Below are 26,362 nucleotides of genomic sequence, written 5' to 3' on the forward strand. Positions count from 1 at the left end.
GCCGTGCTGAGTCGGGCTTTCCAGCCCGGATGAGGAATATCGAACGGTCTTTACACGATCAGCGACGAGTTCACCCATGGAGGATGCGAACGTGAACGCGGCGGCACCGTCCGGGGACGAGTCGGAGCCGATCCAGTGGCGGCGTGACGCATCGACCTCGCGGACGGTGTGGGCGTTGTGGTCGCTCGGCGTCGGGACGTTCTTTGCGGCGATTTCCATCGTTGCCTTCTGGCGGGTGTACGATCTGGCTATGCAGTTCGGTCTCGGTGGGGTCGTCCTTGCGGCCGGGGCCGGGATCATCGCAACGGTGCTTGCGTTTGCAGCGACCGAAAATACGGAACAGCGCCTGCAGCGGCTTACTTCGAGGCTTCCGATCTCGTCACCGTCGGGACGTGGTCTCGAGCGGGCGACGGATGCGGCTCTCGGGACGATTGCGATGATGGCGATCATCGTCTCGTTGATGGTCGCCGGACGGATCGTCTCGCAGAACGGGTTGCTCGGCGGTATCGGTGCCGGTCCGTTTACCGGCCTGGCGGCGATAACGATCCCGCTTGCGCTTCTCGCGCTCGTTCTCGCGTCGTTTCTTCGCTCCGTGGGTGCTTTCGACCGCGAGGAGGAGGCGATTTATCTGTACGATCCCGAGCAGGCGGTCGACCTCGACGTGATCGAGGCCGTCTCGATTCGTCAGGTCGGTAGTGTGGCGGTGTTAACACTGACGTACATCGAGCGGGACGGCACGTACGTTGCTGGCCCGCGGCGGCTCGTCGTGCCGCCGGCGGTTGCCGTTGCCGTTCAAGACGTCGTGGAGTCGAACCGATAACGGAGTCGATAGCGTGCGGTCCCACCCGCAATCGATCCCTTAGCGCGCCCGCTCGTTTCCGTCAGTAGCGGGTGTGCCGGTGTCCGTGTGCCGTGTTCCCTCCCGGTCGTTCTCTCCAGTACCGTCATCGTCGGAGACGGACCCGTTTTCGTCGCGTTCACTCGTCTCGGCATCGAGTTCAGTCTCGTCGAGTTCGTCCTCGAACGTTTCGAGTTTTCGCAAGCGTGCTTTCATGATACGGGTGTTCTCGACGGTCTCGACCGTGATTCGGACGCCATCGTAGGTGATCTCTTCGCCCTCTTCGACGAGCCGGCCAGCACGATTGAAGATGAAGCCGGCGATCGTTTCGAACTCCTCGCCTTCGGGAAGGTCGATGTCCAGCGATTCGTTGACGTCCTCGATATTGACCTCGCCGCGGACCATCACCGTCCGATCGTCGAGTTCCTCGATCGGCATGTCCTCGCCGCCCTCGAGAATCTCGCCGATGATTTCCTCGACCATGTCTTCCATCGTGACGAGGCCTTCGGTCGTCCCGAACTCGTCGATGACGATGGCCATGTGCATCCGGTTTTCGCGCATTTCGGTCAGGAGCTCGTCGACGTTTTTGGATTCGGGGACGTGAAGCGTCGGCTGGATGAGGTCGCCGAGTTCGAGTTCCTTGGTTTCGGTTTCGCCGTAGTTGAGATCTCGGACGAGGTTGCGGATGTGGACGACGCCCTGGACGTTGTCGAGGCTGCCCTCGTAGACGGGGACGCGGGCGTGGCCGCTCTGGATACAGGTTTCGATAGCCTCGTCGATGCTGGCGTCTTTCGGTACCGCCGTCATGTCGAGTCGCGGGGTCATCACCTCCTTGACGATGGTGTTGTTAAAGCGGAAGATGCGCTGGAGCATCTCGTGTTCTTCCTCCTCCAGGACGCCCTCTCGCTCGCCGGATTCGATCATCTCCTGGATCTCGTCGCGGGTGACGTAGGGCGACTCGATCGCACCGGTTGTCGAGCCCGTGAGTCGATTGATCTGCCGCGTGAGATAGTCGAAGAGGACGATGAGCGGATAGAGGAAATACTCCGTCGCCTTGAGCGGCTTCGCGATGCGGATCGACCACGATTCGGTGTTCTCGACCGCGTAGGACTTCGGCACGCTCTCGCCGAACAGGAGGACGATCGCGGTCACGCCGAAGGTCGACAAGAGGACCGGTGCCAGCCCGGACTCGAAGTAGAGACCCAGAAGGGCGGTCGCGATCGAGGACATCGCGATGTTGACGAGGTTGTTGCCGACCAGAATCGTCACGAGCAACCGGTGCGGATCGGATTTCAGCTGCTCGACGAGTTTCGCGCCCTCGATATTGTCCTCGACCATTCCCTCGAGCCGGTGTCTGGGAAGGTTGAACATCGCGATCTCCGAGGACGAGAAAAACCCCGAGAGGGCGATCAGAGCGACTATTGTGAGCACGCCGAGGACGGCGATCGTCGACCGCCCGACCTCGAGCCCCACCATCGGTACCGTGTAGAGAGGGGTACCGATGCCGGTACCGACCTCGACACCGACCTCGGAAAGCGAAACCAACGCCATTGGTGTACAGCGTTATCACCGGATCGGTTAACCGTTTACCATTTGACCACGTTTCCCACCCCGTTTGTCCGCTGACGACACGTTTACCCGCTTGTTCCACGAACGAATCACCATGAGTCACGCGACCGATTCGCCAATTACGTTCTACCGCCTGCACGGGTGTCCGTACTGTGAACGCGTTGCTCGACTCCTCGACGAGTTCGATCTCGACTACCACTCCCGGTTCGTCGAACCGCTGCACTCGAAGCGCGACGTCGTCAAGCGCGTTGCCGGCGTTCGGTCGGTCCCGGTCATCGTCGACGAGACGACCGGTGTGACGATGGCCGAGAGCGCGAACATCGTGGACTACCTGGAGTCGACCTACGGCGACGGGGCGGGCACCGACGCATCGGCCGCAACCGCCGGAGGTGCCGACTGATGCCCGAGTTCGATGTCGTCGATCTCGGTCCCGCCAGCCATCCCGAATCGGGCGACGACGCGCCCGAGTTCACTCGCCCGCTCGTCACCGACGAGTTCTGGGCGGACCGGGCAATCTCCGAACTCGTCGGAGACGCGCAGGCGGGTGGCGAAACGATCCTCGTCTTCACGCCGATGATCGGCTCGTTCGCAGCCACGTACGTCTGGAGTGAACTCCTCGAGCGCGACTGGGACGAACGCGCCGACCGCGTCGTCGGCGTCACGGCCTCGACGCCGTACGCGATTTCGGACTTTCTCGCCGACAACGACCTGCCGTTCGACATCTTCGCCGATCCGGCGAACGACGTTGCGGAGGCGTACGGAATCGCTCACGACCTGGACGGGATGGAAGGCGTCGACGAACCGCGCCTCGCCGTCTTCGCCGTCGACGACGACCTGACGGTCACCGACGCCTGGGTCGCCACCGACTGGCCCGAGTTCCCCGACTACGACGACCTCGAAGCGCGGTTCGACCTCGCATAGACACGCCGTCGAACGCCGCGTCACCACCGGAACGCGGTACGCTTTTTGCCACGACGACGCGAGTATCCGACATCGACACATGTCCGATATCGATCGCGCCGCGGACGCCGTCCGCGACGGCGAACTCGTCGTTTACCCCACCGAAACCGTCTACGGCCTCGGCGCGGACGCACTCGACTCCGACGCCGTCGGCCGCGTCTTCGACGCGAAGGGACGGGACCGCTCGAAACCGATCTCGCTCGCCGTTCCGTCGGTTCCGGCTGCACTCCAGTACGTCCGTGCAACCGAGCGCGAGCGCCGGTTCATGGCAACCTTTCTCCCCGGCCCCGTGACGGTCCTCTGTCGATCCCGCGAGCCGGTTCCCGGAGTTCTGACAGCGGGCCGCGACCGCGTCGGCGTCCGCGTTCCCGACCACCCGATCGCACTCGCGCTGTGCGAGCGCGCCGAGACGCCGATCACGGCGACGAGCGCGAACGTTAGCGGCCGCGGCAGCGTTCGGCGACTCGATGAACTCGATCCTGAACTCCGCGAGGCGACTGCAGCCACGCTCGACGGCGGCGAGACGCCCGGAACCGAGAGTTCGGTCGTCGATCCGACGAGCGAGACGATTCACCGACGCGGCGCGCTGGCGGACGACATCGAAACCTGGTTCGAGACGCACTGAACGCGGATCGTCGCGTCCGTGCGCACACCTTGCCGGTCCGAACGGCTGGCCATCGGCGAGGCGTAACCCGCTTTTTTGGTACCGCCGTCCGATGGACGGCTATGAGATATCGATTTCGACCGGCCGATTCCGCCCAGCAGATCGTCGGCGGCTTTCTGCTCGCCGGTCCGTTCGTCGTTACCGAGGAGGTGTGGGACCTCGCCGAAAACATGAATCGGTTCCGGATGCTGCTGACCGTCATCGTCGCCTGCGCGATTGGGTATGGCGCTCTCTATCAGGCGGATACGAAGCGCGATCCGGACCGCGAGACAGCCGTCGTCGGTGTCCCCGTCCGGTTTCTCTCCTTGATGTGCGTGGCGTTCGGATCGGTCGCAATCCTCGCGTTCCTGTTCGATGCCCCGGACACGTTTCTCGATTCGTCGAAATCGACGGCCGAATTGGTCGAGACGACGTTCAATGCGGTGAGCGTCGGAGCGGTTTTCAGCGTCGTCGGCGCCGCGACGGCGGACACGCTGTTCTAGTGCGGCGATCGCGATTCAATCTGTAACCGACACTACCCAAATCCCAGCAACGACCGCAACGTCCGCGTCCGCACGCCACACTCCGATGTGAACTCGCAGGACTCGCACTTCGAGCGGTTGTCCGTCCGCGCCGGCGGGCCGTCTAACTCTCGAACCGTCCGCAGCGCGCGCCGATACCGGGCCTTCCGGCGCGTCGTCATCGTCACCGACCGAACCACGCCGTAGGCCGGATACTCGACCCACACCCGTTCGACCGGCGTCTGGTGCTCCCAGGCGAGCGCCTTCGCCGCCGCGACGGCGTGCACCGACCGAGACTCCCAGATTCCCCGCTCCGGCGGCGAGCCGGTTGCGACCAACACCGGCTCCAGCGGGTCAGCGAGCACTTTGTGAACGCGGCCGCGACAGTCTCGCCCGGTTGCGAGTACGTCCCGTTCGTGCGGCTCGCAGAGCCGCTGCCAATCGCCGTCGGCCGCGAGTTCATCGCGCGTCTCGGTTAGCGCCCGTCGATACGCCGCCGGCGGTCGCGCGATCGGCTCGGCTTCGAGTTCGGTTGCGGACATGTCGAGCAGGCGCTCGTACCGGGTTGCGAGGTCGCGAATCGCTTCGACTTCCGGCGGGGGTTCGCGGTCGGTTTCGCGAGTGCGGGCGTAGTAGCACTTTCGCGGGCAGTAGGCGGCGGTTCGGAGGTCACCGAACGTGACGGGGGGACGGGTCACGCCCGGTTTGGGCGCGGCTTCCTATAAAAACTGTAGCAGTTCATCGCAGCGCTGACGGAACCGTAACCTCGCGGGCTCCGTGGTCGGACGGCCCGCTTAGAAGTCGACGTCCGTCTCCATCCCCTCGGTTGCGTCTTCGAGGCCGTCCTCGCGGACGTCGGTCGCCATCTGCGCCGAGAGGTCGGCGTCGGCGAGGATGCTATCGAACTCCTCGCGGTAGCGGTCGTTGGCCGCTCGGGATTCGTCTTTGGCCGCGGCGACGCGTCGGAACCGTCGGATGTCGGCCGCCGTAACGTCGTACTCCTCGGCGAGTGTTTCGTCGTCTTCCTCGCGGTCGCGGATCGCGACGAGGTCGACTTCGTCGGCGTCGTCCTCGCCGACGAGGTGCAGCGCCATGCGGGCCTCGAAGACCGTTTCGGCGTCGCTTCCGAGGTCGGCCGCGATGGTCGCGTCGTCCCGTCCGTCGTAGAATCCGTTCGCGACCGCGATCAGCTCCTCGTCTTCGAGGGGCGTTTCGAACTCGTATCGCTCGCGCAGCTGTGTGACGACGCTCTCGAGGCGCTCGTCGTCGGAGCGTTCGTCCCGTTCGAGCGAGCCGCGGGTGTCCTCTTGGGATTCGGTGATGGTCTCTTCGCCGTCGGTAACGTCGGTGAAGATGTCCCGGAGTTCTTCGGTTTTGTCGTTCATGAGTGGACACTCCCGACGGGCGGCTATTTAAGGCTGTTGCCAGATAGCGTTGGGCGCAAATCCAACATCGACAACAATTATAAACTTGAAAACTCGACTACTATTTCCGCAAGACGGCGGAGAGGTCGCCTGTCGTACAGTGTGGCAAGAATTAAGTCACGCCCCACCCCGTGGTTGAACATGAACACCATAGCACAGGCGGCCGAAGGAAGGGAGACCTACCTGGGGATCAGCGACGTTGGCTACGTCCTGTTCTACCTCCTCGTGGCGATCGCCGTCACCGTTTTCGCCTACGGCGTCTATCAGCGCGTCCGGCGGTACACGCGGGGTGACGACGATCCCTTCGATCGCGTCTCCGACCTGTCGAACCGCGTCGTGAGTAGCGCCAAGATCGTGCTCTCGAACGAGAAACAGTTCAACAGGGACCTCTACGGCGGGTTGATGCACTCGTTTATTCTCTGGGGGTTCCTGACGTTGTTCATCGCCACGTCGATCATCGTCGTCGAACAGTACGGCACCGAGATATTCCTCGGAATCGTCTTCTGGAAGGGCGACTTCTATCTGGCCTACCAGTTCATCGTCGACGCGATGGGGCTGCTGTTCGTCGTCGGCATCGGGATGGCTCTCTACCGGCGCTACTGGGTCCGGAACCACCGTCTCTGGGGCCGTCACACCTCGAACGAGGACGACATTTTCATCTGGACGCTGTTCGGCCTCGGCCTCGGCGGCTTCCTCCTCGAGGGCGCGCGGATCTACGTGACCGGCATGCCGGACCACGAAATCGTGAGCTTCGTCGGCTACGGCATCGCGATGGTCCTGCAGGCGATCGACCTGCCGACCAGCGGCGCTGCACTCGAACCGGCGACCTACGCCGCCGGCGACTACTTCGGCGCGAACGCCGAGACGCTCCACTGGGCGTTCTGGTGGGGCCACTCGCTGCTCGCCCTCTTTTTCATCGCGTGGATTCCCTACGCCAAACCGTTCCACATGCTCTCGTCGTTCGCGAACGTCATCACGCGCGACGAGAAGTCCGGCACGCGCCTGCCGAACGTCCCGTCGGACCTCGACGCGACGAACGCCGAGTCCATCGACGATTTCACCTGGAAGGAGATTCTGGATCAGGACGCCTGTACCAAGTGCGGTCGCTGTTCGTCGGTCTGTCCCGCCAAGGCGTCCGACCGACCGCTCGATCCGCGAAACGTCATCCTCGACCTGAAGAAATACCGCGAAGAACTCGACGCCGGCGGCGAGGAGAAACCGATCATCGCCGACGGCGGGACGAGCGTCATCAACACGGAGACGATGGAATCCTGTATGGCCTGTATGGCCTGCATGGACGCCTGTCCGGTTGAAATCGAGCACCTCCAGTCCTTCACCCGACTCAATCGCCAGATGACCGACCAGGGCGACGTGTCCTCGTCCATGCAGGACGTCTTCCAGAACGTCATGCAGGACGGCAACACCTTCGGCGACAGCCCCCGCAACCGCGCCGACTGGACCGACGACCTCGAGTTCGACGTTACCGACGCCCGCGAGGAGGAAGTCGACTACCTCTGGTACGTCGGCGACTACCCGAGCTACGACGAGCGCAACAAGCAGGTCGCCCGCTCGCTGGCGACCATCTTGCAGGAAGCCGACGCGAGCTTCGGCATCCTCTTCGAGGACGAGAAGTACGACGGCAACGACATCCGGCGCGTCGGCGAGGAGTTCCTCTACGTCGAACTCGCCGGCCACCACGTCGAAACGTGGGAGGACTGCGAGTTCGACAAAATCGTCTGTACCGACCCCCACTCCTACAACACCTTCAAGAACGAGTATCCGGAGGTCGACTTCGAGGAGTTCGCCGACGACCCGATGATGCCCTTCGACTACACCGACGAGTGGAACGCAGACGGCGAGATCGACGTGCTCCACTGGACCCAAGCCGTCGAAGAATTGGTCCGGGGCGGCCGACTCGACCTCGACGGCACCGAACTCGACTACACCGTCACCTACCACGATCCGTGTCACCTCGGCCGGTACAACGACGAGTACGAGGCCCCGCGCGAACTCATCCGCGCCACCGGCTGTGAACTCGACGAGATGCCGCGTAACCGCGCGAACTCGTTCTGTTGTGGCGGCGGCGGTGGCGGCCTCTGGATGGACTTCGAAGAAGAGCCGAAACCGAGCGAAGAGCGCATCCGCGAAGCGTTAGAGGACACCGACGCCGGCGCCGGCGTCGAGAAGTTCGTCGTCGCCTGCCCGATGTGCATGACGATGTACGAAGACGGCCGCAAGACCGGCGGCTACGAGGACGACATCGAGGTCGTCGACGTGGCTGAACTCGTCGTCGAGGCGATCGGTGCTGAGAACGAGGCGAACCTCGAAATCGCGGCGGACTGATCGGATACTGCGTTCTTCTCGGCGATTCATCCGTGTCTGTGGTTCGTTCGGAGCGACGGCTCTTGGCTCGACTGTCACCGAACCACCTGTTACCCCGTCGCCAGGCTCTGACCGCCGTGTGAACGTACAGACCCGCCAGAAGGCGCCTCGCATCCGGCTCGCGGCGGCCACGTGCACGTGTTTCCCGCACCGTCGCGTGCTGTCGCGCACCGTCGTAGCTGCGTGGTCGCTATGGTTCGTTTCCAGCGTTCGCCGGCAGGGTGAACACGAACGTTGTCCCGTCGCCAGGCTCTGATTCGACCCGGATCTCGCCACCGTGGCGTTCGACGATTCGTTGCGTCAGTGCAAGCCCGAGCCCGGTGCCGCTGTGTTCGGTCCGGTCGTGAAGCCGCTGGAACACCTGAAAGATTCGGTCGGTATCGTCCGGATCGATCCCGATCCCGCTATCGGCGACTGCGAGCCGCCACATCGATCCCTCCCGCTCGGCCGAAATTTCGACGGCAGGCGGCTCGTCGCCGCTGTACTCGATCGCGTTACTCAAAAGGTTCTGGAACACCTGTCGGAGTTGGCTCCGATCACCGCTCACACGCGGCAACTCCTCGACACTGATTTCCGCGTTCGACTCGTCGATTTGCAGCTGTAAATCGTCGATGACGTCCTCGAGAACACGATCGAGCGCAACCGGTTCGAACGGCTCGCCCTGCGTCTCGACCCGTGAGTACTCGAGGAGCCCGTCGATCATCTCGCGCATCCGCTCGGCCCCGTCGACGGCGAACTCGATGAACTCCTCGCCGTCCGTATCGAGTTCGTCTCTGTACCGTCGTTCGATGAGTTGCAGGTAGCTGGTTACCATTCGAAGCGGTTCCTGCAGGTCGTGCGAGGCGGCATAGGCGAACTGTTCGAGCCGCTCGTTGGATGCTTCGAGTTTCCGGCGTTGTTCCGTTCGTGTCGTAATATCCCGTCCAATTCCCGCAAGCACCGGATTCCCCGCGGGATCCTCGAGTGCAGCGGCGATGAACTCGTATGGGACGTGCGTGCCGTCTTTCGTGAGTAAGTCCGCTTCAACGCGGGCGTGTCCCGTTTCGAATACTTCTTTGATCGTGTTCGTAATCGACTCGTGGTCGTCCTCGTCGAAGAACTCCAGTGCGTGCATCGACGCTATTTCTTCGTCGGTGTATCCCGTGACCTCACAGACACGCTGGTTCCACCGCTGGAGGGACACGTCCGCGTCGACGACGTAGAACACGTCGTCGATTGCGTTCAAGATATCGTCCGTATACTCTTTGTACTGGTTGAGTTGGCGTTCGCGATCACGGAGTGCGTACTCGGCCTCCTTCCGCGGTGAGATGTCTCGGAACAGCCCGACGAAGTATCGTTCCTCGTCGACGAAAAAGTCGTTCAACGAGATACCGAGCAGGACCTCGTGACCCGATTTGTGCTGGCCGGGGAGTTCGACGTACTCCCAGTCGATGTGTCGTTCTCCGGTTTCGAGATAGCGGTTGAGCGCTTGCAGGTGAGTTTCGCGGAGCCGCGCCGGGATGATGCTGAGTTTGCTGCCGCCGACGAGTTCGTGTGGCGTGTAGCCGAGGATCCGCTCGACGGCGGGGTTTGCGTACTGGATCTCACTGTCTGCACCGAGGACAATGATTCCGTCGGGCAGTGCGTCGGCAAGAGCGGCGAAGGCTTTTGCCGGTGCTGTTTCTGTGCCGTGGGAGCCGCTCCATTCGGGATGGGAAGCCGCCATCGACGTCGATGGCGGCTCCGAACGGCGATGAAGCGTTCCGATGATCCCGTCGTCCAGGTCGGGAGAGGGCCGGTTGAAATAGCCGTCAAAAACGGCCGTGTCGCCGTTCGCGGTCGTTATCGTGAGCGGGACTGTGATCGCCGTGGTCGCGTTCGTGGCCACCGAGTCGCCGCTTAGAAAGGTTTTCAGTCGCTCGGGAACCGTCGGTAGGAGTGATTGCAGTGATTTCCCACGAAGCGTTTCGGGGGTATATCCCGTCTGATCGGCGAGCGTGTCGGTTGCGGTGATGATCTCGCCGCTCTGGGTCAGTTGGACGACTGCGGTGTCTGCCTGTGCCAACAGCGATGCCAGTTCTCGCGGGACCATCGAATCGCCGTCTGCCGGGGGCCGATCGCCGGAACGGGTCACGAGTACGTTACCGGTGTGCCGATAATAAGTTACACTATTGCCGTATAGTTCAGATCCGCGGACATTCCAACTCCATCGTCTTTCACACAATTCGACAGCACCGGCCCTGATTACGACGGGTCGGTCCACGAAGTTTATAATAATCCGCTGAGACGAATTCGGCATGGACGACATCACGATCGCCACGACGGACGAACTGGACGGACGAGAAGTAACCGAGTACTGCGGTATCGTTACGGGCGAGGCCGTCATCGGCGCGAACGTCGTGAGCGACATCGCCGCCGGCATTCGAGACGTCGTCGGCGGCCGGAGCGGGTCGTACGAGCGGAAAATCGAGACGGGCCGCGAAGAAGCGATCGCCGACATCCGCGCGGAGGCGGCCGACCTCGGCGCTGACGCCGTCGTCGGGGCCTCCTTCGACTACGAGGAGATGGCAGAGGGCATGCTGTGGGTCAATCTGTCGGGCACTGCCGTCAAAACACGCCGTCGATAGCGACCGCCGATAGAACCTCGAACCGCGCGGTACTCAGTCCTCGATTTCGATCGCCGGCCGCCCCGGCGCCGCGTTCTTGCGCACGCTTTCGTCGACCTCGTCGGCGTGAACGACCGAAACGGGCGCGTCGAACTCGCGTTCTACCAGCCAGGCTGCCGATTCGAGCGCGTCGTGTTCGTTCTCGGGCCCGAGCGTCATCGACAGCGCTTCGCGCTCCGCCTGCAGGTCCTGTCCGTAGTCGGCCGCGGCGTCGCCCTGCTCGCGGATGTGCGATTCGCTCATGAGTTCGCCGATCAGGTTGTCGGCATCGCTCTCGACGGCGATTTCGAGGGCGTCGTACTTCCAGGTCGGTGCGACGACAACCTCGATCGCGTCGGGATCTTCGATGCCGGCCACGTCGATGATGTCTCGAACGTCCTCGCGCGTGTTCTCGACCAACTGCCGGCGCTTGTCGACGCGCTCGCGGTCGACGCTCGCGGTCGGCCACGGCGCGTCCACGACGAACTCGTCGTTGCCGAGTTCAGCGTACAGTTCCTCGGCCAAGTGGGGAACGACGGGCGCGAGCAGCCGCACGACGGCAGCGAGGCCGCGTTCGTAGGTTTCGGCGTGTGGTTCCGTGTGACCGGCGTAGTTCCGCAGCGTCCGCGTCAGATCCTGCGTTTCTCGCAGCGCACGGTTGAACGTCAGGTCGTCGTACTTCTCGCCGGCGATGGCGATCGTCGCGTCGATCTCGTTTGCGACGTAGTGCGCGATGGCGTCTTCCTCGCCGTCGGGTTCGTTCGAAACGAAGTCCTCGACCATTTCTTTCAGTCGTGCGAGGAACGCGTTCGTCGACCGCACGCCCTCCTCGCTCCAGTCGAAGTCGCGTTCGGGCTGGGCGGCCTGCATCATGAACAGCCGCGCGGTATCCGCGCCGTATTCCTCGACGATCCGCTGCGGTGAGACGACGTTGCCCTTCGACTTGGACATCTTCTCGCCCTCCAGTTGGACCATCCCCTGGGCCAGCAGGTTCGTGAACGGTTCGCGGTGTTCCAGTCCCTCGTGGTCCGCCAGCACCTTCGTGAAGAACCGCGAGTAAAGCAGGTGCATCACGGCGTGTTCGATGCCGCCGACGTACTGATCGACCGGCATCCAGTCGTTGGCCCGCTCGCGGTCGAACGGGGCGTCTTCCAGGTCCGGCGAGACGTATCGTAGGAAGTACCACGAGGAGTCGACGAAGGTATCCATCGTGTCCGTCTCGCGTTCCGCCGGCCCGCCGCAATCGGGACAGGTCGTTTCCTTCCACTCCTCGGCGGCGTCCAGCGGGTTCCTGGTCGTATTGATGAACTCCGGTAGCTCGACCGGCAGGTTCTCGTCGGGAACCAGCACGGGGCCGCAGTCCTCGCAGTGGACGACCGGAATCGGCGTCCCCCAGTAGCGCTGCCGGGAGATACCCCAGTCGCGCAGCTGGTACTGCGTGGCCTCTTCGGCGCTCTCGATGTCCTCGGTCAGGCGCTCGCGGGCCGTCTCGCTGTCCAGCCCGGAGTACTCGCCCGAGTTCACCAGGACGCCGTCCTCGGTGAACGCGTTCTCGCTCACGTCGGGGATCGTCGGTTCCTCGCCGTCCTCCGACTTTGACTCGGGCCCAGACTCGGACTCGGGATCGGTCTCGGGTGCGATAACGGGAACGATCTCCTCGCCCATCTTCTCCGCGAAGGCGTGGTCGCGCTCGTCGTGGCCGGGGACGGCCATCAGCGCGCCCGTTCCGACGTCAGAGAGGACGAAGTCGGCGACGTAGACCGGAATCTCCTCGCCCGTAGCGGGGTTCGTGGCCGTCAAGTCGGTCGCGACGCCGTTCGGTTCGTCGCCCTCCGGGTCGGCCTCGTGCTCGATGAACTCGCGGACGGAATCGTCGTCCGCGGCCAACTCCTCGCTGATCGGGTGATCGGGCGCGAGCGCGAAGAACGTCGCCCCGTGGATGGTGTCGACGCGGGTTGTGAAGGCCTCGACGGGGCCGTAGCCCGCGACGTCGAACTCCAGTTCGGTGCCGTACTGGCGGCCGATCCAGTTGCGCTGCATCTGGCGGACCGAGTTCGGCCAGCCGTCCAGGTCGTCGATATCCTCGAGCAGTTCGTCCGCGTACTCGGTGATCTTCAGGAACCACTGCTCGAGGTCGCGTTGCTCGACGGGGGTGTCACAGCGCCAGCAGAGTTCGGCTTCGCCCTCGACCTGTTCGTCGGCGAGGACGGTCTCGCAGTGTGGACACCAGTTGACTTCGGCGTCGCGGCGTTCGACGAGGTCTTCGTCGTGGAACCGCGAGAAGAGCCACTGGTTCCACCGGTAGTACTCCGGCGTGCAGGTGGCGATTTCGCGATCCCAGTCGTAGCCAAAACCCATCGCCCGCATCTGGTCGCGCATCGTGTCGATGCAGTCGACGGTCCAGTCGCGGGGGTTCGTATCGCGTTCTTTGGCGGCGTTTTCCGCGGGGAGCCCGAATGCGTCCCAGCCCATCGGATGGAGTACTTCGTCGCCGCGCATCCGACGGTACCGGGCGTAGGCGTCCGTAATCGTGTAGTTTCGGACGTGGCCCATGTGGAGTTTCCCGGACGGGTACGGATACATGCCGAGGACGTACGTCGGATCGTCGACGTCGTCCGGCGTCCGATACGCGTCCGCGTCGTCCCACGCGGCCTGCCAGCGTTGCTCGACTGCTGCGTGGTCGTATCCCGCGTCGCTCATTAGGTAGGAGTGGGAGCGACGCCGCCCTATATTTTCGCATTACCGCTCGGCGTGGCTCCGAAAAAACAGCTGTCGTCCCAGCTAGTTATCACCGCTACCGAGACCGACCGCGCTCGACCGAACTGACCGGTGACCGTCGTTATTCGAGGTGAATCGCCGGCCGGAACGGTTGGGCCTGACTCGCCTTGCCATCGGGACCGACCGGGTCGCCGTCCTCGTCGTAGACTTCGACGTCGGCGTCGAACTCGCGGCCGAGGAACGCGGACGCGTCCTCGTAGACGGCCCGCTCGTCGATCTCGGACAGGGACGCGAGCGTCGAGTCGTCGCGCTCGCGAACGAACGCGACGAGATCGCCGACGAGAGCGTTGACGGCGTCGCCTTTCTCACGCAACGCCCCGTCTTGTATCACGTCGCCCATCACCCGGCCCTGATTCGGACCGACGTCAAGTACGGTATCGAGGACGGTGCGCTTCCAGTCGGCCGCGACGTATAGCCGAATCGTCTCGGGGTCGGTGTCGGTGACTGCGATGATATCGCGAACGTCTTCGAGGACGTCTTTGACCAGTCGCTCCCGCTCCACGACGGTTGGATTCTCGAACTCGGGAACGGGGTCGGGCCAGGGAACGTCCTCGGCGGGCTCGCCGGTCAAGCGCTCGTGGAGTTCGTTGGCCATGAACGGGACGAACGGTGCTAACAGCCGCAGTCGGGTTTCGAGGACCGTCCGCAGCGTCCAGCGGACGCCCGGTCGCTGCGCGCTCACTCCGCGAGCGCGATGCTCGGGGGACGCGTCGGTCCCCTGTTGATCGAGGTTCACGCGGCGGCGGTACCATTTGAGGTGCTCCTCGAAGCGGTAGAAGGCGCGCTGGCTGGCGGTGCGAGTCTCGAAGCGCTCCATGGCGTCGGTGACGGTACGGACGGTCCGCTGGAGCCGGGCGAGCAGCCAGCGGTCGATCGTCTCGAGATTCCGCTCGCCTTCGGCGTCCTCGATCACGTCGACGGCGCGGTTCCAGAACCGCTCTAACTGGTCGCGGGTCGAGCCGACCTCGTCGGCCCGCCAGTCGAAGTCCTGCCAGGGTTCGGAGCTGTTCAGCAGGAAGAACCGAACGGTGTCGGCGCCGTACGTCCCGATGGCCTCGTCGGGTAACACGACGTGACCCTTCGAGGAACTCATCTTCTCGCCCTCGAGCAGTCCCATACCCATGCTGGTAATCCCCCGCGGCCACCGTTCTTCGTCGAATAGTTCGGCGTGATGGTAGAGGAAGAACGTGAGGTGGTTCGAAATCAGATCGGTGGCCGAACAGCGGTAGTCGACCGGATACCAGTAGTCCCACTCCTCGCGCAGCTCCAGCGCCCGCCCGTCGGGGTCGGCCACGGCACCCTCGCCGTAGAACAGCGTCTCGAAGAAGTTCCGATCCATCTCCTCCGGCGGAACGTCCTCGAGCCGGTGGGCGATGGTGTAGTAGGCCATGTAAATCGTCGAGTCCGACAGGGGTTCGATAACGAACTCGTCGTCCCACGGTAACCGCGTTCCGAGCCCGTAATTACGGATGCAGGGCCACTCCTCGAGCCAGTCGACGGTGTGGGTGTACTGCTCGCGGGTCGTCTCGGGGATCGCATCGAGGTTATCGATCGCTCGCAGCACCTTCTCGCTCCACTCCTCGTCGTTGTACCGCAGGAACCACGTCTCCTGTTCGGCGACCTCGACATCGCCGCCGCAGCGACAGACGACTTCCTCCGAAAAATCGTACATCGCGTCGAAGACGCCCTGCTGTTGGAAGCGTGACTCGAGTTCATCGCGGACGTCCTCGATACCCTCGCCGGCGAACTCGCCGTATTCGGCGACGAGTTCACCCCGGTGGAACTCGCGGTTGTACAGCTCTTTGGTGGCCTCCTCGAGCGCGGGATCGTTCGAGGATTCGACGCCGTGTTTCTCGACGGCGTCTTTCGCGGGGAACTCGCCGTACCCTTCGATGGTGAGGATCGCCCGCGGTTCGATCGCCCGGATCTCGTCCGGATCGAGCCCGTATTCGGTCAGGTCGTCGGCCCGCGCTTTCGCCTCCGCGAGGGCGATCCAGTCGTCGGGCGAGTGGGCCGGCACGGACATCACGACGCCGGTCGCGCTGTCGGTGTCGACGAAGTCCGCTGGAACGACGATGATCTCCTCGTCGGTGACCGGATTCGTGACGCGTTCGCCGACCAGCTCGGCTCCCTCGAACGTCTCCTCGACGTCGACGTCGCGGGCCTGGAGGTCTAACTTCTCCGCCGCTTCCTCGGAGACGATCCACTCCTCGCCGCCGGAAGACGCAACCGCACCGCCCGAGCCGTCCGAGCGTTGCTCGGCGGTGTCCACCGTCGCGCGAGCGTAGGTCGCGTTGGGGTCGACGTACGCGTTGGTGACTCCCCGGACCGTCTCCGGTCGGAGCGTGGCCATCGGATAGACGACGCCCTCGCCCTCGTCTTCGAATTTGATTAGGGTATACTCCTGAAATTCCGCCTCTTCGCCCTCGAGCAGATCGTGGGTCGTGACCGGCTGTTCCTCGTTCGTACAGTAATTGACGGGGTGCAGCCCATTCTCGAGCAGCCCGCGCTCCTTGAGGGTCTCGTACTGCCACGTGATGAACTTCGAATAGCGTTCGTCGTTCGTCGTGAACTCGCGTCGCCAGTCGATCGACAGGCCGAGCCGGCGCATTCCGGTCTTGTAGCTGCAGTCTGCCTCCTCGATGAAGTATCGCGCGTAGCCCATCGGCGTTTCGAGCGCCGTCAGATCGGATTCGGGGACGCCGAAGGCGTTTTCGAGGCTCCGTATCTGCTCCTCCTCTCCGTTCTTGAGCCGTTCGACGGCGCCAACGATCGGCGTGCCCGTGACGTGCCAGCCGATCGGGAACAGCACGGTATCACCCTGCTGGCGGCGGTATCGTGCGTAGACGTCCGGAACCGTGTACGTGCGGGCGTGGCCGATGTGCATCCCGCCGCTCGGATAGGGGTAGGGAACCGTCACGAACGTCCCGCCGTCCGACCCTCGTCCGTCGGGATCGGCCTCGTACCGCCCCGACTCGGCCCAGCGCTCGCGCCACTCGGCCTCGAGTTCATGCGGAGTATAGCTCATGCGCACTCATTATGCTGGAACGGGTAAAAGTACTATCACGTTGGGCACGTGCCGCTGCCGCCGACCGAAAGAAGTGCCCCGCGTCGTCGTCCGCCAATCACTCACTCGATGTCGATCTGCTTCGACTCCTCGTCCCCCGACTCCTTCGGCAGTCGGACGGTCAACACACCGTTCTCGTACCCGGCCGACACCTCGTCTTCGGCGACCGGTTCCGGCAGTCGAATCCGACGGTTCGCCGTCTTTCGAGTTCGTTCGTGTCGGAGGTATCGCCCCCCGTCGTCCGCGAACTCGGCTTCCTCGGCGCGGTTCGCTTCGAGTCGCAACGTCCCTTCCGTGAGCGTCAGGTCGATATCCTCGACCTCGTAGCCCGGCAGGTCGGCCGTCACGACGAACTCGTCGTGGGTGTCGGTCACGTCGACCGGTACCGTTCCGGGGACCTGCAGGCCGCCGCTTGCCATCCCTTCCTCGACCTGCTTGCTGACGCGGTCGAGCATCTCCTCGATTTCGTCGAACGGGTTTCGTCGCATACGTCCACCTAGGTGTTCGAGGTGGATAAATTCTGCCCGTGATAAAACAACAGAACGGGCCTGCGAGTTCTTCGAGCGGGGCGACCCGTCTACTCGGGGAGCGTCGCCAGGTCGTCGTCCAGTGCGTCGAGCAGTACCTCGCGTGCGTGCCCGTCCGGGTCGACGTTCTCGTAGACGGCCCGTATTTCGCCATCGGCGAGGACGAACGTCGTTCGCGGGGCTGTCCCGTCCTCCACCTCGACGCCGAAGGCGTCGGCGACCTCGCCGTCGGGATCCGCGAGCAGATCGAACTCGAGTTCTTCTGACTGAGCGAACGAGCTGTGAGACGCCACGTCGTCGGTGGAGACGCCGTAGACCTCGACGCCAGCCTCCCGATAGGTCTCGCGTTCGCGCTGGAACTGCGTGGCCTCGGTCGTACAGCCGGGCGTGTCGTCGCGCGGGTAGAAGTACACGACGGTCGGATCGTCGAACGCGGGGGAAATCTCTTCGCCGTTCTGGTTTGGCGCTGTCACGGTCGGCGCGTCGTCACCTGTTGTCAGTGTCATCGTTCCTTCGGTCGTGTGTCCGCGAGACGAGGGAAAACAGTTTGCGGTCGGTGTCAGTGTCGGTGTCGGTGTCGATGTCGTCGTCCGCGGGCGGCGAACCGGTCTCACTCGACGACGTGTTCCATATCGTACGAGCCGAGTCGCCGGACCCAGCCGTTCTCGGCGAGCGCTTCGAGTTCGGCGATGGCTTCGCTCGTTCGCGCCTCGTAGAGGCCGGCCTCGATGTCGACGTGGAAGATGTAGTCGCCGAGGCGCTGGCCGCTCGGGCGGGATTCGACGCGGGTGAGGTTGATGTCGCGGTCGGCGAAGGGTTCGAGCAGTTCGAGCAGCAGTCCGGGGTAGTTCGCGTTCGGGTAGACGACGAGCGTCGTCTTGCCGCCGCCTTTCGACCGATCTTCGGCGGGTGCGACCGCGAAGAATCGCGTCGCGTTCGAGTCCTGATCCTGGATGTCCTCGGCCAGCACCTCGAGTGCGGCGTCCCCGGCGGCGTTTGCAGGGTGGGCGATGCCGGCGACGGACGGATCGTCGCGGGCGAACTCGACGCCCTGGGCCGTGCTCGCGACGGCTTCGAGGGTGGTGTCGGGGTACTCCCGATCGAGATAGGAACGACACTGGGCGAGGGCCTGCGAGTGGCTGGCGATCGTTTCGAAGTCGGGGCCCTGTGCGAGCAGCGCGTGTTTGATCGGCGTGACGATTTCGCGGACGACGGCCACGTCGTACTCGGCGAGTGCGTCCAGACTCTCCGTGACGCTGCCCTCGATACTGTTCTCGATGGGGATGACGCCGCGGTCGTACTCGCCGCTCGCGACGGCATCGACGATCGAGGTCACGGACTGGCGAAAGTCGATCGCATCCGCGTCGGCGATCGACTGTGCCGCCCGGTGCGAGTAGGTCCCTTCGGGGCCGAGTGTCACTGCGGTCATCGCCACTTCATTGCCGAGAGAACGTGAAAATACCCGGGGTTCGTGCCGACGTTGCCGGGGCGTTCGGTGCGGTCGCCGCGACCGGCACAGCCGTTCTCACCCCGGTATCGGCGATAACAGTTATCTGGGATCGAGACGGTCGTGTTCACTACCCCGCAGTTACGGCCGAGTCCGCTCGGAGATGGACGGCCACGGACACGGATACGAATACGAATACGATGAACGACACACCACCCATTTCGATCCGCCGTCGACGACAGTCCCGTCAGCATAGCACCGCACGAATCGCACGTCTCGAACTCGTCGAGGGGAACCGATCGTGATCGGTCTGCTCGCCCTCCTCGGCGTCTCGAGCGCCGTACTCGTCGCCGCCGCGCTCGTGTTCTACTGGCGGACGCGATCGCTTCGCCCGGGCTCTCGACCGTACGGGTACGCCGTCGTCGTCGCAACGATCGCGATGGGGATCACCTATCTGTGCATGGCTGTCGCCGACGTGTCCGGGATCGGGACGGATTTCATCCGGTTCATCGGCTATACGGTCATGTGGGTTGCACTTCTCCCCGTCGCCTGCGCCGTTGCAGGTGTTGACCGCCGGTTGACGCTCCTGTTCGTTGCCGCCGTCGTGGGTCGCCTTTGGGCTACTCTGGGAAGTTGGCTCCTCGAGGGAGCGCTCGCGATGATCGCAACGCTTGGTACTTTCGGCGCTCTCGGCGGCGGACTCTACTTGCTGTTCGGACCGATCTCCCGCGCGGCGAGGTCGCTCCCGGCCGAACGAACGCTCCTGTTTACCAAACTCAAGTACCTGCTCGTCCTCGGGTGGAGCGGTCTCGTCGTGACCGGACTGCTCTCGGCAAGCCTGAACCCCGCGGACGACTTCGTCGGCCAACTCATCGTCATCTACGTCGAGGCGATCCTACTGCTCGGTTTCGGCGGCATGGTCCTCTGGAGTTCCGCGGCGCTCGAACAGACGGCGTCATCGACCGGGCTTCTCTCGTCCGATACTGAACTCGGCGATGCTGGCACGCCTGAATCCACGGAGCGCGTCGAACACGTCGATTAGTCGTCTCCCGCTGGATTGGCAGCACCGACCGGTTCGTCGCCGCCAACGGCCAGGCCATCCTCGGTCGCACGCTCTGCGATCCGGGGCTGGAAGACCCACGAACAGAGCGCCAGAATCGGGATCATCGTGACGGCGACGACCGCGTATCCGACGTGCAGATTGGGAAGGAACGGCGCGGCAAACACGAGCGGATAGACGGTGCCACCAATCGTCCCGATCCCACCGACGACGCCGGAGACGGTGCCCGAATTGTTCGGAAACATCGCGGGAACCTGTGCAAAGATCGCTCCTTCGGAGAACGCACAGCCGACGCCGACGAAAAAGCCGGCGACGACCGCGACGTAGATGTTGCCGGTCAGTCCCGCGGCCGTCATCACCAGTAACGAGACGACGACGAAGACGAGCATCGTGAACGTCCACTGTTCGCGGTAGCGCCCGTCGAACCACGGCAGCACGGATCGTTCCGTTCGAGCGACGAGATCGCTAATGTAGCCTCCGATGGGGCGAAGCAAGCCAGCCGCAATCGAGAACGTCGCCGCGAACGTCGCCGCAATCACGAGATCCCCCTCGCCGAAGGCTTCGCGGTAGTACGTCCCGAGCCAGCCGTTCATCGCGACTTCGAGCCCGAACGTCATCACGTAGGCGGCCGACAACACGATCGCACCGTACCGTGTGCCCACGTAAAGCACTCGCCGGAGACTGGCGCTCTCCCGTGTTGCTCGGCGTTTCGCCTCGCTCTTTGCGGCATCTCCGAACAGGGAGTAACCGAGTCCCAGAACGATGGCGATAAGTCCCGTATAGAAGAACGCAGCGCGCCAGTTCGTCGAGAACAGCGGCCCGGCGTAGTCGGAACCGAAGACTCTCGGCAGCGTAACGTACGCGCCGAGGCCTGCCCCAGCGTTTCCGATACCGGCGAAGATCCCCTCTGCCGCCCCGAGGTTTTCCTCTTCGAACCACTCCGAAACGTGCTGAATGCCGATGACGAACGTGATTCCCGCCAGGGAAGCGATAACCCGCGAGACCGTAAACACCTCGTACGTCTGTGCGAACGCGCTGATCACCGAAAAGACACCGACGATGACGAGCGTCACACTGGCCGTTATCGGTGCACCAAATCGGTCTGTAAGTGGCCCGATAAGGAGTCGGCCAGCCGGAACCGCAACGACTGCTGCACTCGAGACGATCCCGAGTTCAGCGACCGAGAGTCCGAACTCGGTGGCGATGTCGTCGGTAAACGGGGCGAACGAGAACCAGATCGTAAACCCCAGGTTGAACATGAGCGTCGCGAGTATCAGATTCTTCCATTTACCGTCGATCATGGACACGCATCACCGCCCCGTTGTCGGGGGCGCTTCTAGTGAGACTAACACGCCACGACTGTGGTTCGAATCGTGTCGTTCCCCAATTGAACTCGAATGACGGCGGATAGTTGTACTCATATGGCGGAGAATACTGGACGCATACAAACATATAGGTTTAGTTCTTAGATAGGTATGAAATGTATGTTGGCTGCGGTACTACCCTAACCCGTATTATTGCCCCTAGAAGTTCGACAATCGTTGGATTCTCCGCTGGCGTCCCTCCGTCTAAACAATGTTGGTAAACCCTTCTCACGCGCCCCAGTCTGACGAGTGATGGGCGCAGCGGTGGGAACAGCGATGAGCGACGAACCCGGCGCTTGTGATCGATCGTCCCAAAACTGGTATACAAGTAGAACTGATGTGTGACAATTATGGTTTCATTCACTGCAGACGAGCGAGCAGCCGTCTATAAATCGATCTATACGCGACGCGATATCAGGCGGTTCAGTGCCGATCCCGTTTCCGAGGAAGCGATGGCACGAATTCTGGATGCTGCACATCACGCACCCAGCGTCGGCTTCTCCCAGCCGTGGGACTTCATCGTCATCGAGGACGAGGAGACAAAAACCGAGGTTGCAGCGATCGCTGAACGAGCGATTGCGGCTGCACGCGAAGGGTACCAAGAGCCACAGCGGTCTGATTTCGGCGCGTTGAAACTGGAAGGCATCGCCGATGCACCCGTGAATATTTGTGTCACCTGCGACCCAACCCGTGACGCGCCTCACGTCCTCGGTCGCAACACGATGCAGAAGATGGACGTCTATTCGACGTGTCTTGCCGTTCAGAACATCTGGTTGGCCGCCCGAAGTGAGGACATCGGTGTGGGATGGGTATCGTTCCTCTACCCCCACGAACTCCGCGATGTGCTGGGAATTCCATACCACGTGCATCCCGTCGCGTACCTCTGTGTCGGGTACCCCAGAAACGGCTTTCCTGCCGAACCCGTCCTGCAAGAGCAAGGATGGCGTGACCGTCTCGATGGCGAGCAACTGATTCACTACGATGAGTGGAACCCCGAAAAGGCACCGCAGGGACGATGACCTGCGTTGCCATCCGGTCCCGGTTACCCGTCGTCACTGGATAGTTGCTCCCCGCCAGAGATGCCACTCACAGACTCGTCCCCCCGAAATCGCCGACAATACGTGTTACTCGTCCAGGTGGTCGATACCCTTCTTCGAAACATTCGCCTCCGTGATCTCGTTGGGCATCCAGTCTGGCTTATCGTCGGGCGCCGTCTCCTCCCAGGCCCAGCCGTCGTAGATGTGGACTTTATCCGTCCCCTTCTCACGAAGCCTGAGTTCAGTTCGATCAGCTGCGTCTTCGCTCGAGCCCGGTTCGAGCCGTCGTGCCGCCTTGAGGGCGGCCTGCCGGGGAGTGTTCCCCGAAAAGACGCTTTCCTCTTCCCCGCTCGACGCTCGCAGCGCAAAGTTTCGTTTACCGTCTTCGCGTACCATGGTTTTGCCTCCATGCCAACCCAGCACACGACCCGACATAAATATATCCCTGAAAATCGACCGACAGTGCCGGTATCTTTAAGTACGTTCGTCAGTCACCTCCTCGCACTATCTCGCTCCGCCGGTCGCCGCTCTCCCGTAATTGTCCGCGAAACTACTGTGTAATAAGGTCATTCCCCAGGGCGTCGAAAACACTTAAGTATATCCTACGGCGAAGTTCGTCATAGAATCCCGCGATGGTACGGAAAAAGAAGTTGAGTCCAAGCGGTGCGAAAGACGAAGACGGTAACTATCACAACGTCCACCTCAATCTCCACGAGGATGAACTCGCAGTCGCGGGGATGGATATCGGCGACGAAGTTTTCGTTCGGGTCCGGGACGGGAAGATCATCATTCAGAAAGCCGACGAGGAAGACGTCGAGCACGAGTTTTAATCAACTATTGAACGACGGACGGCAGCGTCGTACATCGAACGTACTCGCCGCTACAGCACGAGCGTGGGTCCGTTTCGCGTTCGGCCGCGCTCGTTTCTCGAGAAGACGGCACTCACACGGACTGCTATCGGCCGGTTCCGGCGCACCCGCGGCGTCCTGCAGTTGCGCCGGGAAATCGGTACAAGAGACCGTCTGAGTAGTTGACTACTGCCCGTTGCACTCGCCGCAGCGATCGACTTTTGCGATCGAGTTCCGATCGGAGCACGTCCGCCGTTGTAAGTATACGTGTTCCAGAGACGTTCGCTCTTTCCACACCGTACTTATCGAGGATCATTGTGGGCTATTTCCGTGGGTAACTACCACGTGATCGAGAATGTCAGACGACACAGATAACGAGGCCCTGAGCAATGCGACGGACTGGTCGGCTGCTGGCGACGAGCGTCTTCCCGCCGAACGGTTCACGAATAGCCCCGTCGATCGACGAACGTTTCTCCGCCTTTCGGCCACGACCGGTGCCGCGCTCGCGCTTCCCGGCAGTGCCATCGCCGACGTTTCCGGCGACGCGCTCACCGACGAGTTCACCTTCGTCGTCAACCACACGCCGGAGACGTACGAGGCCGCGACCGTCATCGAGTTCGGCGAGCGGGAGGCGTTCGACGCCTTCGCGGACGAGTACGAGGAAGAACCCGATCCGGAACTGTCCCGGGCACCGAAGGCGGTCACCCGGGAGGAGCCGACGCTCGCGGCGCACGCCCACCTCACCGCCGCCGAGGTCGAGGACGTGCTCGACCTGAGCGGCGACGGCATCGACGCCATGGACTTCGCACCGGGAGCGAACCCGTGGTGGACGATCGAGGCACCCTACGAAGAGGGCGTCTTTCCGCCGGTCGAGGCGGCGCGCAACTACATCTCCTACGAGGAAACCGTCGAGGCGCTCGCACGCCTCGAAGACGCGTTCTCGGACCGCGTCCGCGTCCGCGATATCGGCGAGTCGCCGGGCTGGACGAACGCATTTACCGGCGAGGAATCCGACCCGCGGGACGTCTACGTCGCGGAGGTGACGAACGACGTTCGAGACGAGACCGCCTTCGCCCGGAAGGAGAAGGTCGTCTTCTCGCTCAGCATTCACGGCGACGAACGCGCCGGCGTCGAAGCCGGTAGCCGGCTCCTCGAGGACCTCGCACGCGGGGAGGCGGCGGCGTTCGAGCCCCTGCTCGACGACATCGCCGTCGTATTCTTGTTTACCAACCCCGACGGCTGGGTCGCGCGCAATCCGCAGACCGAAATTCCGTGGGTCGAGGCCCACGACACCAACTTCCAGCGGGGCAACGCGAGCGCCTTCGACGGCCAGCCGATCGACACCAACCGGCAGTACCCGACTATCGGGTGGACGAACCCGAGTTTCCGCCCGGCCGAACCCGAGGGTGCACCCGACGAGTTCACCGAACTCGTGCCGGACTCGCTGGCCATCGTCGAGCACTTCCGGGGGTACGAGAACGTGGCGTTCCTCTGTGATTACCACGGGATGTACACGGCCGACCACCTGGTGTTCAACCTCGAGACGAACGCGTCGTTCGAGCACGAGGGGACCCACGATCTGGACGAGGTCAACATCCGGGTCGGCGAGGGAATGCGGGATCACTGGGGCGACGTTGATGCGATCGCCGACGACATCGAGACGGCCGGCGAGGAGATGTACGGCGTGCCGTTCGTGCCGGACGGTGACAGCTTCAACGGTCTCTTTGACTGGGGATCGATCTACGACTCGCTCGCCTACCAGATCACCGGCAGCTTGCTCGGGTGGGCCGGCCAACCCGAGGCGGACGGGGGACTCGGCGCGATTACCGTCGCCCCGGAGATCGTCCTCTCGAATCACTATATGAACGCACAGAAGGAATGGAAACCCTACTGGTCGCGCCACTACGCGACGGCTTACCGACTCTCGATGCGCGAGTTCGCCGAGATGGCCGCCCGCGACACGACCGCGACCGTCGCGACCGGCGGGCGGGATACGGCCTACGTCACGTCGGACGAACTCACGCGCTCGTCCGCCGATCTGCCCCACACGGGCGTCGATTCGGGTCGAGGTAGGGACGACGGCCGCGGACGGGCTCAGAATCAGAACCGCGGGACGGCGGTACGGCGACGCCACGAGGTCGTCCGGCCGGGTCCGTCCGGTCAGTCACGCGTCGGCGCGGAGACCACGGACGCCTCTCACTCGCTGTTCGTGGATCTCGAGGGCGTGCAGAACGCGACCGACGGCACCGTTCGCGTCCGCGATCCCGCGGGAACCGTCGTCCGTGAGGTCGACATCGAGACAAAGGCCGATCCGGCCGACTCGGACGTCCGAACGCACGACTTCGAAGGGGCCTTCGTCCGCCGACCGCAAGCGGGCCGGTGGACCGTCGAGGTCGACAGCGACGCCGAGGTACACGTCCTCACGACGGTACTCGATGTCGAAAACGACGACGAAATTCCCGACCCCGGGGAGGTCCTCGGCTACGAACAGCGCCCCTACACCGTCAATCCGATGCGGTTCTTCGCCGACCTCGAGGAGTCGGTCGTCGACGGCGACGTGGACTACATGGGCGTCCACCACGTGAGCGTCGGCCGCCTCCTGCGGGGCAACTCCGGAAAGCGCCACTACGACAAACTCGTCGTCTCCCACGACGACGGTATCGACGACTCGCGGTACGTCTCGGCCATCGAAGAGTTCGTCCAGGCTGGCGGCGACCTCGTCCTCACGGATTCGGGCGTGAATCTGCTCGCCGAACTCGAAATCGGCGACGCCGCCGACGTCGCTGCCGGCGACATCGCCGACGTCTTGCTCCCGTTCGCGAACCTCGAAAACAGGGACTTCGAACACCCGTTACTTGCCGACATCAGGCCCCGCCAGCAGGAAATCTGGAAGGGCTCACAGCTGGGGTACACGACCGGCGTCGATCAGCCCGCGACGATCGTCGACCAGGAGGCGTTCGAGCGCGCCGGCGGCTCCGTCGCCGGCACGTTCACCGTCGGCGATCTGCAGGACGGCGAACCGACCGACCTCGAGTTCGGCGTCGGCGCCGGGACGCTCTCGGCGGGCGACAGCGAAATTTCGGTCGTCGGCTCGGTGCTGCCGCCCGCCCGGCAGACCGAACTCCACCCGTTCGGGATGGCCGACTACGCCGTGTCCTTTATGGGCCATACGCTCCTGTGTAATGCGCTCGGGTTCGAACAATGCCGGTACGCCGACGGCGAACTCGTGCGGACGTACGGGGAGATTCGGTAGCCCCGCAGCGTCGCTCTCGT

The 26,362-nt window shown here is 63.4% G+C and carries 22 protein-coding genes; 11 read left to right on the forward strand and 11 right to left on the reverse strand.

The genetic code is table 11. The features are described 5' to 3' along the window. Positions 1-76: 76 nt before the first annotated feature. Positions 77-820 (forward strand): hypothetical protein, encoded by a 744-nt coding sequence (locus C481_RS19220; protein ID WP_006111004.1) that lies wholly within the window; start codon positions 77-79, stop codon positions 818-820. Between the two features lie 39 nt (positions 821-859). Here the strand turns inward: C481_RS19220 and C481_RS19225 are convergent, their stop codons facing one another. Then, positions 860-2,389: a hemolysin family protein gene (locus C481_RS19225; RefSeq protein ID WP_006111005.1), complete on the reverse strand. Its 1,530-nt coding sequence runs from the start codon at positions 2,387-2,389 to the stop codon at positions 860-862. A gap of 112 nt (positions 2,390-2,501) precedes the next feature. Here C481_RS19225 and C481_RS19230 point away from each other — a divergent pair, with 112 nt between their 5' ends. The 4 genes from C481_RS19230 to C481_RS19245 all read left to right on the forward strand — a co-directional run bounded on the left by C481_RS19230 (position 2,502) and on the right by C481_RS19245 (position 4,513). After that, on the forward strand, positions 2,502-2,807 hold the full coding sequence (locus C481_RS19230) for a glutathione S-transferase N-terminal domain-containing protein (protein ID WP_006827079.1): 306 nt from the start codon (positions 2,502-2,504) through the stop codon (positions 2,805-2,807). Next, a complete protein-coding gene (locus C481_RS19235; RefSeq protein WP_006111007.1) occupies positions 2,807-3,328 on the forward strand; it encodes a redoxin domain-containing protein in 522 nt (173 codons plus the stop codon). The genes C481_RS19230 and C481_RS19235 overlap by 1 nt, the downstream gene beginning before the upstream one ends. A 79-nt stretch (positions 3,329-3,407) precedes the next feature. Further along, positions 3,408-3,992, forward strand: a complete 585-nt coding sequence (locus C481_RS19240) for an L-threonylcarbamoyladenylate synthase (RefSeq protein WP_006111008.1) — start codon at positions 3,408-3,410, stop codon at positions 3,990-3,992. A gap of 101 nt (positions 3,993-4,093) precedes the next feature. Continuing rightward, complete coding sequence (locus tag C481_RS19245; RefSeq protein WP_006111009.1) at positions 4,094-4,513, forward strand: DUF2391 family protein; 420 nt, start codon at positions 4,094-4,096, stop codon at positions 4,511-4,513. A 32-nt stretch (positions 4,514-4,545) separates the two neighbouring features. Here C481_RS19245 and C481_RS19250 read toward each other — a convergent pair whose 3' ends face one another. Together C481_RS19250 and C481_RS19255 are read right to left on the reverse strand one after the other, a co-directional pair. Further along, the gene (locus C481_RS19250; RefSeq protein ID WP_006111010.1) at positions 4,546-5,229 is read right to left on the reverse strand and encodes a CRISPR-associated protein Cas4; all 684 of its coding nucleotides are present in this window, start codon (positions 5,227-5,229) and stop codon (positions 4,546-4,548) included. Between the two features lie 96 nt (positions 5,230-5,325). Next, entirely contained in the window at positions 5,326-5,916 is a 591-nt protein-coding gene (locus C481_RS19255) for a hypothetical protein (protein WP_006111011.1), read from the reverse strand. 180 nt (positions 5,917-6,096) lie between these two features. On the opposite strand from C481_RS19255, the gene C481_RS19260 reads away from it, so the two are divergent. Beyond that, positions 6,097-8,298, forward strand: a complete 2,202-nt coding sequence (locus C481_RS19260; protein ID WP_006111012.1) for a (Fe-S)-binding protein — start codon at positions 6,097-6,099, stop codon at positions 8,296-8,298. A 229-nt stretch (positions 8,299-8,527) separates the two neighbouring features. On the opposite strand, the gene C481_RS19265 is transcribed toward C481_RS19260, so the two are convergent. Further along, on the reverse strand, positions 8,528-10,408 hold the full coding sequence (locus C481_RS19265) for a PAS domain-containing sensor histidine kinase (protein ID WP_049904783.1): 1,881 nt from the start codon (positions 10,406-10,408) through the stop codon (positions 8,528-8,530). 205 nt (positions 10,409-10,613) lie between these two features. Between C481_RS19265 and C481_RS19270 the strand changes: the two genes are divergently transcribed. Further along, positions 10,614-10,943, forward strand: coding sequence for a YbjQ family protein (locus C481_RS19270; RefSeq protein ID WP_006111014.1), 330 nt, complete (start codon positions 10,614-10,616; stop codon positions 10,941-10,943). Positions 10,944-10,976: 33 nt separating this feature from the next. On the opposite strand, the gene leuS (C481_RS19275) is transcribed toward C481_RS19270, so the two are convergent. From leuS (C481_RS19275) to pheA, 5 genes are all read right to left on the reverse strand, one after another. Beyond that, entirely contained in the window at positions 10,977-13,661 is a 2,685-nt protein-coding gene (gene leuS / locus C481_RS19275; protein ID WP_006111015.1) for a leucine--tRNA ligase, read from the reverse strand. Positions 13,662-13,800: 139 nt separating this feature from the next. Next, positions 13,801-16,767, reverse strand: a complete 2,967-nt coding sequence (leuS, locus tag C481_RS19280; protein WP_006111016.1) for a leucine--tRNA ligase — start codon at positions 16,765-16,767, stop codon at positions 13,801-13,803. Between the two features lie 101 nt (positions 16,768-16,868). After that, the gene (locus tag C481_RS19285; RefSeq protein WP_006111017.1) at positions 16,869-17,294 is read right to left on the reverse strand and encodes an Hsp20/alpha crystallin family protein; all 426 of its coding nucleotides are present in this window, start codon (positions 17,292-17,294) and stop codon (positions 16,869-16,871) included. Between the two features lie 89 nt (positions 17,295-17,383). Next, a complete protein-coding gene (locus tag C481_RS19290; RefSeq protein ID WP_006111018.1) occupies positions 17,384-17,839 on the reverse strand; it encodes a peroxiredoxin in 456 nt (151 codons plus the stop codon). A 104-nt stretch (positions 17,840-17,943) separates the two neighbouring features. Beyond that, positions 17,944-18,762, reverse strand: a complete 819-nt coding sequence (gene pheA, locus C481_RS19295) for a prephenate dehydratase (RefSeq protein WP_006111019.1) — start codon at positions 18,760-18,762, stop codon at positions 17,944-17,946. Positions 18,763-19,081: 319 nt separating this feature from the next. Between pheA and C481_RS19305 the strand changes: the two genes are divergently transcribed. Then, complete coding sequence (locus C481_RS19305) at positions 19,082-19,822, forward strand: bacteriorhodopsin (RefSeq protein WP_006111021.1); 741 nt, start codon at positions 19,082-19,084, stop codon at positions 19,820-19,822. On the opposite strand, the gene C481_RS19310 is transcribed toward C481_RS19305, so the two are convergent. Next, positions 19,819-21,141, reverse strand: coding sequence for an MFS transporter (locus tag C481_RS19310; protein WP_006111022.1), 1,323 nt, complete (start codon positions 21,139-21,141; stop codon positions 19,819-19,821). The genes C481_RS19305 and C481_RS19310 overlap by 4 nt on opposite strands. A gap of 413 nt (positions 21,142-21,554) precedes the next feature. On the opposite strand from C481_RS19310, the gene bluB reads away from it, so the two are divergent. Then, a complete protein-coding gene (bluB, locus tag C481_RS19315; RefSeq protein WP_006111023.1) occupies positions 21,555-22,223 on the forward strand; it encodes a 5,6-dimethylbenzimidazole synthase in 669 nt (222 codons plus the stop codon). A gap of 105 nt (positions 22,224-22,328) precedes the next feature. Here bluB and C481_RS19320 read toward each other — a convergent pair whose 3' ends face one another. Further along, a complete protein-coding gene (locus tag C481_RS19320; RefSeq protein WP_006111024.1) occupies positions 22,329-22,637 on the reverse strand; it encodes a non-histone chromosomal MC1 family protein in 309 nt (102 codons plus the stop codon). 236 nt (positions 22,638-22,873) lie between these two features. Between C481_RS19320 and C481_RS19325 the strand changes: the two genes are divergently transcribed. Together C481_RS19325 and C481_RS19330 are read left to right on the forward strand one after the other, a co-directional pair. Then, positions 22,874-23,071, forward strand: a complete 198-nt coding sequence (locus C481_RS19325; RefSeq protein WP_006111025.1) for a hypothetical protein — start codon at positions 22,874-22,876, stop codon at positions 23,069-23,071. Between the two features lie 373 nt (positions 23,072-23,444). Then, complete coding sequence (locus tag C481_RS19330) at positions 23,445-26,342, forward strand: M14 family metallopeptidase (protein ID WP_006111026.1); 2,898 nt, start codon at positions 23,445-23,447, stop codon at positions 26,340-26,342. Positions 26,343-26,362: the final 20 nt, after the last annotated feature.

The organism is Natrialba asiatica DSM 12278 (assembly GCF_000337555.1).
GTDB lineage: Archaea > Halobacteriota > Halobacteria > Halobacteriales > Natrialbaceae > Natrialba > Natrialba asiatica.